Below are 13,363 nucleotides of genomic sequence, written 5' to 3'. Positions count from 1 at the left end.
ATATTTATAAAAATGTTCAACAAAAAAAGCGTCAGCGGAATAGCTGACTTATTTCAAATGCCCGGGTGAAAAAGCTGCTTGTGATGTTCTGCTGCCTGTTTTACTGCCTGACTTGTCTGGCCCAGGAGCCTCCGTATTATTTTAAAAGCTATAAAGTTTCCGATGGGCTGTCAGGCAATGCGACCACCGATATTATTCAGGATAAAAAGGGTTTCATCTGGATCGCCAGCCGTAATGGGCTCAACCGGTTTGACGGCAATTCTTTCAGGATTTTCAGGAGTATAGAGGAGGATTCTACCAGCCTGGGCAGCAATTCGGTTTTCTCACTTTATGAGGATGGAGACGAAAAGCTATGGATCGGTACGCACAAAGGCGTTTACCTGTATAATCCTATTTCCGGGCAATTTTCAGCGTTCAAACTAATCCCTACCGGTGAAGTACGCCTGATCAGGGGCGACAAAGAAGGCGGCGTCTGGATCATTTCGGATAATCAGCTGTATCGGTTTGATCCGGAAAGAAATACAGTTACAGCACTTCCCGACGCTGCAAATACGGTTTCCGTCCATGTTTCGTCCAGCGGAAAAGTGTGGGCTTCATTCAGTAACGGAGTAATCCGGCAGTATCATCCCGAAACTGGCGGCGTGGCCAAATATGACCTTTCGGGCCGGGTGAATGAGATATTTTCCAATATGCGGCTGCATTCGGTTTCCGATTCGACCCTGCTGATCGGGAATATGAAACGGATCCTGCTCTTTAATTATCGCACTGACACGATCACGGATATTTCAGAGCAGACGGGACAAAAACAGGACATTTACATCCATGCATTTTTCGAAAGCGGAAAGGACGAATACTGGCTGGGCTCCGAGTCGGGGCTGTTCATCCTCGATCTGAACAAGAAGAAAATGAAGCAGATCGTGAAGGAAAAGTATAATGCTTATTCGATCACGGACAACATTGTCAACGCGATTTTCAAGGACCGTGAGGGCGGGATCTGGATCACTACGCAGTTTGGCGGGGTCAATTATTATTCTTCTGAATTCAACCGTTTTCAAAAATACTTTCCGCAACCGGGCAATAGCATCAGCGGAAGCCTGGTCCATGAAATTACCAAAGATCAGTACGGTAAGCTTTGGATAGGCACCGAGGACGCCGGCCTGAACCAGCTCGATTTGCAGACTGGCACTTTCAAAGCGTTTCTGCCCGACGGTAAAAAAGGCAGCATTTCTTACCGCAACCTGCACGGCCTGGTGGCAGACGGAAACGAATTGTGGATCGGTACCTACGAGCACGGGCTGGACGTAATGGATCTGAGGACCAACAAGGTAATCAGGCATTATACGACAAGCCTGCCCAATTCCTTTGGGAGTAATTTTGTTGTGACACTTTATAAAACCCGGGCAAATGAAATCCTGGTAGGTACCTGGTCGGGGCTATTTAAATATAACCGCGACACGGATAATTTCACGCCGATGACTTTTGTGAATACTCAGGTTCAGAGCATTCACGAGGATAAGGAGGGAACGCTCTGGGTGGCGAGTTATGGCGGCGGGATTTTTTATTTCAACCGAAAAAACGGCAAAAAGGGCCGGATCCAGTACGATGCCAAGAATAAGTCAGGGCTGCTCGATAACTATATCAACAGCCTCTACCAAAGCAAAAACGGCGATTTGTGGTTCTGTACCGAGCACGGACTTTCGCGGTACAATCCGGTTACCGCAAAATTTAAAAATTACCGCATTGAAGACGGACTGCCGGATAATCAGGTTTTTCGGGTTTTAGAAGACGAACCGGGCAATTTCTGGATCTCCACCTCCCGCGGCTTATCGATGCTGGATTCGAAAATGGGGAAATTCAGAAATTACAACGAAGCCAATGGATTGCCCAGCGAGCAGTTTAATTACAATTCATCATTTAAAAATGACGACGGAACACTGTTTTTCGGCACGGTAGCCGGGTTGATCAGCTTCAAGCCAGGCACCTTTAACAAAAACACTTACGTACCGCCCGTATACGTCACGGCTATTCAGGCCAACAACCAGGAATTGCGTATCGGCGGCAAAGACTCTCCCCTTACCGAATCGCCGGTTTATACAGAATCGATCCGGCTGCCCTATGACCGTTCCAGTCTCAGTTTCGATGTGGCTGCGCTCAGTTATTTGATCCCTGAAATGAATAGCTATCAATATCAAATGGAAGGGCTTGATCCGCAGTGGGTTACAATGGACGAAAGTAGAAAAATCGCTTTTTCAAAACTACCGCCGGGTCATTATGTGTTACGGATTAAGGGGTCGAACAACGATCAGATCTGGAATAGCCGGGAAAGACGGATCAATATTGATATTCTGCCGCCCTGGTGGGCGACGGCCTGGGCTTATTTTCTGTATGTGGCCGTCGTGGCGGCAGTAGGCTTTACTTTGTTCCGGTATTATCACCTGGCTATGGGCGAAAAGAACAAGCGCAAGATCGAAGCCATAGAAATCGGGAAGGAGCGGGAGATTTATAATGCCAAGATCGATTTTTTTACAAACGTCGCCCATGAAATCAGAACGCCGCTGACGCTGATCAAAATGCCGCTGGACAAGCTGCTGGCCGATCAGAATGCAGATGCGGAAACATTTGAGAACCTGACTATGATCAATAAAAATGCCAATCGCCTCATTGATTTAACCAATCAGCTGCTGGATTTCCGGAAGGCGGAGGCGAATAATTTTAGTCTGAACTTTACAAAAACAGATATCAACGAGTTGCTCGCCGATGTGTTTTCTACATTCAAACCGGCCGCTGAGCAAAAAAATCTAGGTTATAAAATTGAGCTTCCGAGAATCGCATTGCAGGCATTTGTAGATATTGAAGCCTGCAAGAAAATCATCAGCAACCTGATCAATAATGCCATTAAATATGCCGATGAGTCTGTGAAAATCAAGCTGCTGCCTTTCAGCAGCGATGATCTGCTTTTCCATATTGAATTTACGAACGACGGTCTGATCATCGGGGACGAGGATAAGGAGAAAATTTTTGAACCATTTTACCGCATGGAAGCCGGTCAGAAACAGGAGGGAACGGGCATTGGGCTTCCACTGGCGCGGTCGCTGGCCGAACTGCATAAGGGCAAGCTGGAAGTCCGTCGCAATGATGCGGGACAGAATACTTTTGTGCTTTCGCTGCCGATTCATCAGGATTATGAAATGGACCTGACGGGGGAAAGTGAAGTGTCTGCCGGCGATGATCTGCTGGCCGGTGAGCCCAATGAGGCAGTGGACCCGGCAAAACCGGTGATTTTGCTGGTAGAGGATAATGTGGAGATCCTTAACTATCTGAGCCGGGAGCTGCATGTGACTTATAATGTGATGCGCGCCCTCGATGGTCAGCAGGCTGTTGAGATATTGCAGCGCGAAAACGTGCAGCTGGTCATCAGTGATATCATGATGCCGGTGATGGATGGGATCGAGCTTTGCCGGAAAATGAAAAACGATGTGCAGTTCAGCCACATTCCGATCATTCTGTTAACGGCCAAAAATTCGATCAATTCAAAAATCGAAGGGCTGGAAGTAGGCGCGGATGCTTATATTGAAAAACCGTTCTCACTCGATCACCTTGCCGCGCAGATCACTAATCTGATCAACAACCGGAACATTATTAAAGAATATTTCGCTCGCTCGCCACTGACGCACATTAAAGGAATCGCGTTCTCCAAAGCCGATAAGGAGTTTTTGGAACAACTTAATACAATCATCTCCCAACGGATCGCCGACAGCAACCTCGACGTAGACCTGCTTTCGTCGATGATGAACATGAGCCGGCCGACTTTATACCGGAAGATCAAGGGTATCTCGGACATGACGCCCAATGAACTGATCAACTTGTCGCGTCTGAAAAAAGCGGCCGAGCTGCTGGCCGAAAACAAATACAAGATCAACGAGGTGGCCGATATGGTAGGATACAGCATTCCTACCAACTTTTCACGCGATTTTCAAAAGCAGTTCGGTGTGAGTCCGACCAATTATATTTACAAGCTGCAAGGCCGGACTTAATTGATTCATGCCTGATTTGAAAGCTGCAAATGTTTGAAGTGAGGTTTGCCCACGAAATGAAAAACGCCTGATCATGGATGCAAAAGAGATTCTGAAACAGCACATTGCCAAGACTGCTACATTGACCGATGAGCAGTTTGATTATGTGTTTTCTCATTTTAAACCCCAATCGTACAAAAAAGGGCAGGTGGTCATCTCTGAGGGAAGCGCTGTGGATTGTGAATATTTCGTGGTCTCGGGCTGTCTGAAAGCTTTTTTTGTCAACGACGAAATCAAAATGTATATCCTGCAATTTGCGATGCCAACCTGGTGGACGTCGGATTACGGTGCTTTGTACAACCAGACCAGGGCTACCATTCATGTCGATTGTATCACTGACGCGGAAGTACTTTGTCTTTCCAATCACGATCGCGAAAAGATATGCAGTGAGCTGCATCCTGTGGAGCATTTTTTTCGCTGGCGGACCAACCGGGGTTACCTGGCATCCCAGAAAAGGCTGTTGTCATTTATGAACAACGATGCCAGGGCGCGTTACGAAGAATTGCTTGCCTTGTACCCCCAACTTTATAACCTCGTTCCCAAACACCTCATCGCCGCCTACCTTGGCGTTTCCCGCGAGACGCTCAGCAGACTTTACAATACACATAAATGACCTGCCTGCGAAAGTGATATACATCACGTAATGCCCTGCGGATACCTGTCCAACTTTGTGCTATCAAAATTTAAAAATTGATAACAGAAAGAAAATGGAAACTAAAAGATTTGAAGTCGTAAGTGCTGAGAGCAATATCGACTGGACAGGAAAAAAAGTAACAGGCGCCCACAACGGTACCATCGACATCAAAGCGGGCGAGCTCACATTGCACAATGGAAAGCTCAGCGGAGGCAGCTTCGTGATCGACACTACTTCAATCAAGATTCTGGACATTACTGATCCGGATACCAATGCCCAATTCGCCGGCCACCTGTTTTCGGAGGATTTTTTCGCAATTGAAAATTTCCCCGAAGCCACATTCGTCATTACCAATGCAGATCATCTGCAAAGTGACAGCTATCAGATCACGGGCGATCTGACGATTAAAGGCATTACCCACGAAGCGAGTTTCCCTGGCGGGGTGCATGTTTCGGGCGACAGGGTTACTGCTTCCGGCAAGATCCTCGTGGATCGTACCCGCTACGATATGAAGTTCCGTTCCGGTAACTTTTTTCAGAATCTGGGAGATACGCTGATCTACAATGAATTTGAACTTGAAGTAAAACTGACCGCATTCGCCACCCTTTAAATTACCCGACCATGCCATTTGTAAAAATTGAGGTAACCCGGGAAGGTGTTACCCGTGAGCAAAAACAAAGATTGATAGCAGGGGTTACCGAACTCATTACCGAAGTATTGGACAAAGACCCCAGCCTGACCCACGTGCTGATCCGGGAAGTTGAATTGGACGACTGGGGTTATGCCGGAGAGCAGGTCTCGGTACTACGCGAGCGGGGGATAACAGCTCAAAAACAAGCCTGAAAAGATCATGAAAAGACAGACCGTTATCATTACCGGCGCATCCACAGGAATTGGCAGGGCCATCGCCGGTTTATTTTTACAACACGAGTACAACGTGGTGATTAACTCCGCGAATGCTGCGAATCTGGCAGCGACGTTTAACGAACTGGGTTATCACGAGCGGCTCGCAATGGTAGCCGGCGATATCAGCGACCCGGACACTGGTCAGCAGCTTGTGGACACTGCGGTAACGCGGTTCGGGACTGTGGACGTTTTGATCAATAATGCGGGAATATTTGAGCCAAAAAGCTTCCTGGATGTAGATGAGCCTTATCTGGACCGTTTTCTGAGTATCAATTTAAAAGGTACCTTTTTTACGAGCCAGGCGGCGGTCAAGCAAATGCTCAGGCAAGGCGAAGGCTCTATTATTAATATTGGTACTGTGCTGGTGGACCATGCAATCGGCGGCTTTCCGGGCACTGCGCCTATAACCAGCAAAGGCGGAGTCCACGCGCTCACCAGACAGCTGGCCGCTGAATTTGGGAAAAACAATATTCGCGTAAACGCCATCGCGCCAGGTATTATCAGGAGTCCGCTTCAGGCGAAAAATGGGATCAGCGATGCAGACAGTCTGGCAAGCCTTCACCTTGTGGACCGAATTGGTGAGACCAGCGACGTGGCGGAACTGGCACTGTACCTTGCAGGCAGTCATTTTGTAACCGGCGAAATCATCAATCTCGATGGCGGCCACGTTGCAGGTCACCATATGTAATGAAGTTATTAATATCCACCAAGGTATGCGCGGGACAAGTATACCCGCGCATACCGGCTAACCTGAAAGCACAATGAACAATTACACAGAACACGCAGCAGCAATTACAACTGTCTTGCAAGACTATTTCAATGGGGTTTTTAAAGGAGACACCGACCTGCTCCGCAGCGCATTTCATCCGCAAACGCTGATAGCAGGTGATGTGAATAGACAACCGTATTTCAAAACGCTGGACCAATATCTGGACGGAGTTGCGAACAGAAAGAGCCCTTTTGAGCTGGGCGAGAGTTTTCGTATGGAAATTTTATCCATTGAAATTATCAACCAGATTGCGGTTGCAAAAGTCCGTCTGCCTATGTTTGAGTTTAATTACTACGACCTGCTTTCGCTGACCAGAATTGACGGAAAGTGGGTCATTATAAACAAGCTGTTAACGAATGTAACCAACTAATGTCATGTGGAATCAAACCAGCATAACACAGCTCCTTGGCATCAGATATCCGATCTTTCAGGGGCCGATGGGTGGCGGTTTTTCGACGCCGGAGCTTTTGGCAGCAGTATCCAACGCCGGAGGATTGGGAAGCCTGGGCGCCTACACACTGGATCCCGGGCAGATTCGCCAGTTTGCTCAGACCATCAAATCGCAAACTGACAAGCCTTATAACATCAATCTTTGGGTATCGGATGTCGATGCGGACCTCACTAGTCTTTCGGCGGAAACCCTGGAACGGGTAACGTCTCTTTTTAAACCTTACTATGACGCATTAAGTATTCCGCTACCGGAACTTAACCCAAACATCGCTTCCAGATTTGAGAGACAGGTGGAGGCAATTTTCGAGATCAGGCCGGCTGTGTTCAGTTTTATTTTTGGCGTTCCATCTTCTGACATATTGAGTGATGCGCGGAGACTTGGCATTAAAACAGTAGGGGCAGCTACTACACTGGATGAAGCCCTGCTGCTGGAAGAAGCAAAAGTCGACGCCATTGTGGCGGCCGGATTTGAAGCCGGCGGGCACCGCCCGTCTTTTCTGAGGCCGGCCCTTGATTCGTTAACCGGAACCTTTTCGCTGGTCCAGCAACTCAAAGCGAGTATAAAAACACCCGTTATCGCCGCCGGCGGCATCACCGATGGAAAGGGAATTGTGTCTGCATTAACGATGGGCGCGGATGCCGTACAGCTTGGCACTGCATTTCTGGTGACCGACGAGTCCAATGCGACGCCACTTCACAAGGCGGCGCTGCTTTCGGGGGAGTCAAACAACACGGTGCTTTCCAAATCGCTGACCGGTCGCTTGGGCAGGATGATACGTAACACGATTTCGGAGGAAATCCCGAACCAGGTTCAGGTATTGCCATTTCCGCTGCAAACGCGACTGGTCGCTCCGCTGAGGGAAGCGGCCCTGGCCCAGGGAAGAAGAGATATGGTGAATTTCTGGTCAGGACAAAGTCCGGTCCATTTCAAACACAAAACAGCAGCCGCATTGATGCAGGCCCTGGTTACTGAAACGGAGCAGATACTTCGGTCAGGTCCCGGTTTGTAATCGCCGCGACAGTTTCGGCTTGTTAACGCCCATGAAAAAACTGTTTGTAAATCACGTCCGCTAAGCACAGGAAATAACAATCGTAAAATCGAATGCCCTGATCGATAATTCACCAATTTGCGCACGATTTCATAACGATCCAGCCAGCTTAAAATAGCTTACACTTGAACACGGACAATATCTCAATCAGGCCGATGAGCCTAACCGATGCGGACGACATTTTAGATATTATCAACTATTATGTCACCCATTCAACATTCTACTTTTCTGAAATGCCACTAAAAAAGAGCGATATATCAGAGATGTTCAATGAAAAGAATAAGCTTCCGAAATATGTAGTCCAAAGCGGCAGGGACGTAATTGGATTCGGATATGCTTATCATTTCAGATCTGAAAGCACCTTTGCACCAACGGTGAAACTGACATATTGGTTAAAAGACGGCTTTACAGGGAGAGGATTAGGAGGCAAACTTTACAATATGCTTGAAAGGGAATTGAGGGGGCTGAACATATCAAATGTCTTGGTTAATATTTCATCTGAAAATATCGCAAGCTTGAATTTTCACAGGTCGTTGGGCTATAAGGAATGTGGGAATTTTGAGAAAATTGGCTACAAAAACGGCAGGTATTTCGATCTGATCTGGCTGCAAAAACGACTGAATTGATTTGAAGCGGCGATGGAGCGTTGGCTTTTTTGCGCGGATCAGTAGTCTTATTTACCAAAGTGCTTCTGAGGTATATGCACTTTACTTTATCTCGAAATGAAAACGATCTTTATGACCATGCTGCTGGCGGCCCAAATCACGCAGGTTGCACTGGCCCAGACTAAAAAATCAACTTCGGCCCCGCAAGTCAAAACTGCCAACGGAACCGTGGAAGGCGTGACGGAGGCTTCCGGCGTAAGGGCCTTCAAAGGGATTCCATTTGCTTCTCCGCCAGTCGGCGAATTCCGCTGGCGTGAACCGCAGCCGGTAAAGAACTGGCAGGGCGTTAAGAAGACGGTTAAATTCGGTCCGCGTGCGATGCAGAATGCGGTTTTTGGGGATATGGGATTTCGTTCTGACGGAATGAGCGAGGATTGTTTGTATCTCAATGTGTGGACGCCCGCGCAATCCGCGAATGAAAAGCTTCCTGTTCTGGTGTATTTTTATGGCGGCGGCTTTGTAGCTGGTGACGGTTCCGAAGGCCGCTATGATGGTGAAAGCATGGCGAAAAAGGGTATTGTAAGTCTCACGGTAAATTATCGCCTGGGCGTGTTCGGGTTTTACGCCTCAGCGGATCTGACCAAAGAATCGCCGCACAAGGCTTCGGGGAACTACGGTTATCTGGATCAGGCGGCTGCTCTGGCCTGGGTAAAACAGAACATCGCCGCTTTTGGAGGCGATCCTAACCGTGTTACCATTGCCGGAGAATCTGCTGGTTCACTGTCGGTGAGTGCGTTAATGGCCTCGCCGCTTTCCAAAAATCTGTTTGCTGGTGCAATTGGCGAAAGCGGATCGGTATTGGGCACGCTTCCTCCCGTACCACTGGCACAGGCAGAGCAGGCTGGCGCGAAATTCAACGAACAGGTTGGTAAAAAATCATTGGCAGAAATGCGGGCTATACCTGCCGAGGAATTGCTGAAAGCGACCGCTGGGCCAGGCGTAGGCAGGTTCATGTCCTCGGTTGACGGTTACTTTTTTCCAGAACCGCCTTTGAAAACTTTCCAGGAAGGAAAACAGTCGCAGGTACCGTTACTTGCGGGCTGGAATACGGAAGAAATGAATTACCGCATGATCCTGGGCAAAGAAACGCCGACGCTTGAAAATTATACGAAAGCGGTTCAAAAGCTCTACGGCGAGCAGGCCGACAAAGTTTTGAAAGAATATGCAGCTGCTTCGGATGCCGAAGTGGAGCAAGTGGCAACCGACCTGGCCGGCGACCGTTTTATCGGTTTTGGTACCTGGAAATGGATTGATATACAGAGCAAAACGGGAGGAGGCAAACCTGTTTACCGCTATTTGTACGGTCGCCCGCGTCCAGCGATGGCCGCCGAGGCAGGCAATGTGACTGCGAACCTGGCCGGTGGCGTTTCGAAAAGTACAGAACCTGCTGCCAAAGCGCCACTACCCAAAGGTGCGGTGCATTCAGCTGAAATTGAGTACGCTATGGGAAACCTCGGGTACAACAAAGTTTACGCCTGGACGCCGGAAGACCACAAAGTATCCGCCACGATGCAGGAATATTTCGCCAATTTCATCAAAACCTACAACCCTAATGGAAAAGGCCTGCCGGAATGGCTGCCTGTGAAACCCGAGGGCGATGCGCATTATATGTACCTGGATGCAGACAGCAAGCTGGAAACAGACAAGCACAAAGGAAGGTATATGCTGCTGGATACGATGGCTGGAAAGAATTGAAGCTTGTAGAATTGAAGAAGAGAGGCTTTTCGACGGTCGTCGGGAAGCTTTTTTTTGATTTTTCAAGAGATGGTTACAGAATATCTGCCCATCTATTTTGAGGTCGCGGATGGAAGTCACTCTTCCAGCCTTCTTGGCCTCAATGCCGTTTCTTTCATTGGTGAATTGCTCGAATCTTTCATTTCAAATTCTTTCCGTCAATCGTCGTTGATCCTTTTAATATTTCCAATAAGTTCTGGTCTTAGGCGCCAAAATAATTTCTTCCCACTTATTGAAATTGCGTCAGCATCGCCAATTTCCCAGCCGGCAAAGTCGGCCCAATAAAATATTTCAGAAGTCAAAATCAAAGTTGCATCCAACAGTACTGCATTGGCATCCAAGGGTTTGAAATTAAAGTGTTGTAATTCTTCAAACTTCAATTCTAAAACGGTAGACTGTCTGAACTGCCTTTGAAATAGGAGTGAAGCTGTCAATTTATTATCAAAATGCATCGTACGTTTACTGTCAACAAATTCCCTCGTAGATATGTAGATATCTCTCAAACTTCCGGGAAAGCACTAGAAAAAATCAAAAAAGAAGCCTCAGCTGCCGCTAAGCAGCATGAGAATGTAATCGTGCAGAAAACTTTCCGAATGGCGGAAACTGTGAAGAAATATCCGCTGCCGCGCAAATAGATATTTTTTCGATTTGATATAGTACAATAGGCAACTGGCTCAGGCTGGTTGCTTTTTTTGTTAATCATGGCAAGATAGGTAGAACCCGACTTTTCATACTTTCACTTGAAACCTCTACAAAACAAACCTACTCAATGAATCCAATCTGGGCGATCGTGGCCATTATTCTTGGCGTTACTTTGTATAAACAGTTCGATTTTTCGACCATGCAGTTTGAGAAGCCGGCTATGGCGGTCATTTATGCGATCACGTTTATTGCAGCAATTTTCTTTTTAATAAAAGGGAGAAAGCGGCGGATCGAGTAAGTTTGCAGCATGAAAGTGTGTATTGCTGAAAAGCCAAGCGTTGCCAAGGATATTGCGGGAATTATCGGTGCCAACCAGCGTAAGGATGGTTATTTTGAAGGAAGCGGGTACCAGGTTACCTGGACTTTCGGGCATTTTTGTACCTTAAAAGAACCCCACGACTACACCGAACGCTGGAAATCGTGGCGGTTGGAAGACCTGCCGATGATCCCGTCGAGTTTTGGCATTAAGCTCATTGATAATCCCGGCGCATTGAAGCAGTTCGGCATTATCGAAAGTCTGGTTAGCCAGTGTGAGGAGGTGATCAACTGCGGGGATGCGGGGCAGGAGGGGGAGCTGATCCAGCGCTGGGTGTTGCTGAAAGCGAAATGCAATGTGCCTGTAAAGCGGCTCTGGATCTCGTCACTGACCGAGCAGGCGATCCGCGAGGGGTTTGAAAAACTCAAAGACAGCGAACTTTACAATAACTTATATGCAGCCGGAAGTGCCCGCGCCATCGGCGACTGGCTGCTGGGTATGAATGCGACGCGGCTTTTTACCAAAAAATTCGGGCAGGGGAAAATAGTATTGAGCATTGGTCGGGTACAAACACCGACGCTCGCGCTGATCGTGCAGCGGCAGAAGGAAATCAATGCATTCGTTTCGGAAGAATACTGGGAATTAAAAACCATTTACCGCGAAACAGAATTCACCGCCACCATCGACCGGATCAGGAATGAGGAAAAAGCGCAAAAAGGGCTTGCGTACCTGTTGCAACACGATTTTGAAATCACTTCATTTGAAAAGAAAGAGGGAAAAGAAGGTAACCCCAAGCTTTTCGACCTGACTTCCCTGCAAGTGGAGGCCAACAAAAAATATGGTTATTCGGCCGAGGATACATTAAAACACATTCAAAACCTCTACGAAAAGAAGTTTGTGACTTACCCGAGGGTAGACACTACTTATCTTTCGGAAGATCTGTATCCAAAGGTCGAGGGCATATTAAGAGAACTTACGTATTATGCCCAATACACCGCACCACTTTTAGAAAAACCAATTCCGAAATCGAAAGCGGTTTTCGATGATAAAAAAGTGACCGATCACCACGCCATTATCCCGACCGGCGTTTTGCCCAATCACATTAGCCAGGACGAAAAGCGCATTTACGACCTGATCGTCCGCCGGTTTATTGCTGTTTTTTATCCCGAATGTAAAGTTTCAAATACAACTGTCTTGGGTAAGGTAGGCCAGGTGGAATTCAAAGCTACCGGAAAGCAAATCCTCGAACCCGGCTGGCGGGCGGTTTACGCCAATGATGCCAGTGCGAAAAAGGAAGCTGCCGAAGAAGAAAAGTTAATGCCGAACTTTGAAGTAGGGGAGCGGGGCCCGCACGAACCGCGCGTACATCAGGGAAAAACGACGCCGCCTAAAGCCTATACCGAAGCGACATTGCTAAGGGCAATGGAAACTGCGGGTAAGCAAGTGGAAGATGAAGAGATGCGTGAGCTGCTGAAAGACAATGGGATAGGCAGGCCGTCGACACGTGCAAACATCATCGAGACGCTTTTCAAAAGAAGATATATTGAGAAAAAGAAGAAGAACATTTTCGCCACCCAAACCGGCATGGATCTCATTGATACCATTCAAAATGAGTTGCTGAAAAGCGCAGAGTTAACCGGTAATTGGGAACGTAAGCTGCGGCTGATCGAAAAAGGCGAGTATTCGATGGATACCTTCAAACAGGAACTGATCCAAATGGTAGTCGACCTGACGCATGAAGTAAAAAGCAACCGAGGACGCGCGATCAGCATTGCCGAAGAAGCGCCGCCTCTGGAAGTTGAAAAGGAAATAAAAGAGAAGAAACCCGCAAAACCCAAAGAGCCGAAAGAAGAGATTGATATCGAGTCGCTGACCTGTCCCAAATGCAAAGAGAAGTTACTCAAAAAAGGAAAAACGGCTTACGGTTGTTCGAATTTTAGTGTTTGCGGTTTTAAGATCCCGTTTGAATTTTTAGGTAAAAAACTGACCGATAAGCACGTTTACGATTTGTTGAGTAAAGGAAAAACGGCGAAAATCAAGGGCTTGCAAATTCCCGGTAATCCTGAAACTACCGACGCAAAACTGGTGATGAACGGCGATTTTAATTTTGAAGTGGGTTGAAAGT

Annotated in this window: 13 protein-coding genes; 12 read left to right on the top strand and 1 reads right to left on the bottom strand. The window is 47.5% G+C overall.

Annotation, left to right across the window (positions count from 1 at the left end):
- Positions 1 to 65 precede the first annotated feature (65 nt).
- From FXO21_RS02965 to FXO21_RS02925, 9 genes are all read left to right on the top strand, one after another.
- Entirely contained in the window at positions 66 to 4,034 is a 3,969-nt protein-coding gene (locus FXO21_RS02965; protein WP_225865543.1) for a hybrid sensor histidine kinase/response regulator transcription factor, read from the top strand.
- Positions 4,035 to 4,107: 73 nt separating this feature from the next.
- Positions 4,108 to 4,686, top strand: coding sequence for a Crp/Fnr family transcriptional regulator (locus FXO21_RS02960; RefSeq protein WP_149638704.1), 579 nt, complete (start codon positions 4,108 to 4,110; stop codon positions 4,684 to 4,686).
- Between the two features lie 94 nt (positions 4,687 to 4,780).
- Complete coding sequence (locus FXO21_RS02955; RefSeq protein ID WP_149638703.1) at positions 4,781 to 5,317, top strand: YceI family protein; 537 nt, start codon at positions 4,781 to 4,783, stop codon at positions 5,315 to 5,317.
- A gap of 11 nt (positions 5,318 to 5,328) precedes the next feature.
- Entirely contained in the window at positions 5,329 to 5,550 is a 222-nt protein-coding gene (locus FXO21_RS02950) for a tautomerase family protein (RefSeq protein WP_149638702.1), read from the top strand.
- 7 nt (positions 5,551 to 5,557) lie between these two features.
- Positions 5,558 to 6,301 (top strand): SDR family NAD(P)-dependent oxidoreductase, encoded by a 744-nt coding sequence (locus FXO21_RS02945; RefSeq protein WP_149638701.1) that lies wholly within the window; start codon positions 5,558 to 5,560, stop codon positions 6,299 to 6,301.
- Positions 6,302 to 6,374: 73 nt separating this feature from the next.
- Complete coding sequence (locus FXO21_RS02940) at positions 6,375 to 6,752, top strand: nuclear transport factor 2 family protein (protein ID WP_149638700.1); 378 nt, start codon at positions 6,375 to 6,377, stop codon at positions 6,750 to 6,752.
- Between the two features lie 4 nt (positions 6,753 to 6,756).
- The gene (locus FXO21_RS02935; protein WP_149638699.1) at positions 6,757 to 7,842 is read left to right on the top strand and encodes an NAD(P)H-dependent flavin oxidoreductase; all 1,086 of its coding nucleotides are present in this window, start codon (positions 6,757 to 6,759) and stop codon (positions 7,840 to 7,842) included.
- 164 nt (positions 7,843 to 8,006) lie between these two features.
- A complete protein-coding gene (locus FXO21_RS02930; protein WP_149638698.1) occupies positions 8,007 to 8,507 on the top strand; it encodes a GNAT family N-acetyltransferase in 501 nt (166 codons plus the stop codon).
- Between the two features lie 96 nt (positions 8,508 to 8,603).
- Complete coding sequence (locus tag FXO21_RS02925; protein ID WP_149638697.1) at positions 8,604 to 10,241, top strand: carboxylesterase/lipase family protein; 1,638 nt, start codon at positions 8,604 to 8,606, stop codon at positions 10,239 to 10,241.
- 197 nt (positions 10,242 to 10,438) lie between these two features.
- On the opposite strand, the gene FXO21_RS02920 is transcribed toward FXO21_RS02925, so the two are convergent.
- A complete protein-coding gene (locus tag FXO21_RS02920; RefSeq protein ID WP_149638696.1) occupies positions 10,439 to 10,660 on the bottom strand; it encodes a hypothetical protein in 222 nt (73 codons plus the stop codon).
- A 66-nt stretch (positions 10,661 to 10,726) separates the two neighbouring features.
- Here FXO21_RS02920 and FXO21_RS02915 point away from each other — a divergent pair, with 66 nt between their 5' ends.
- The 3 genes from FXO21_RS02915 to FXO21_RS02910 all read left to right on the top strand — a co-directional run bounded on the left by FXO21_RS02915 (position 10,727) and on the right by FXO21_RS02910 (position 13,359).
- Positions 10,727 to 10,915 (top strand): hypothetical protein, encoded by a 189-nt coding sequence (locus FXO21_RS02915; RefSeq protein ID WP_149638695.1) that lies wholly within the window; start codon positions 10,727 to 10,729, stop codon positions 10,913 to 10,915.
- A 134-nt stretch (positions 10,916 to 11,049) separates the two neighbouring features.
- A complete protein-coding gene (locus FXO21_RS28665; RefSeq protein WP_192579154.1) occupies positions 11,050 to 11,220 on the top strand; it encodes a hypothetical protein in 171 nt (56 codons plus the stop codon).
- Positions 11,221 to 11,229: 9 nt separating this feature from the next.
- Positions 11,230 to 13,359 carry a type IA DNA topoisomerase gene (locus FXO21_RS02910; protein ID WP_149638694.1) on the top strand — a complete coding sequence of 710 codons (2,130 nt, stop codon included), beginning with the start codon at positions 11,230 to 11,232 and terminating at the stop codon, positions 13,357 to 13,359.
- Positions 13,360 to 13,363 lie beyond the last annotated feature (4 nt).

It is taken from the genome of Dyadobacter sp. UC 10, assembly GCF_008369915.1.
Lineage (GTDB): Bacteria > Bacteroidota > Bacteroidia > Cytophagales > Spirosomataceae > Dyadobacter.
The sequence above is the reverse complement of the archived record's forward strand: the minus strand, read 5'-3'. Positions and strand labels throughout refer to the sequence as shown.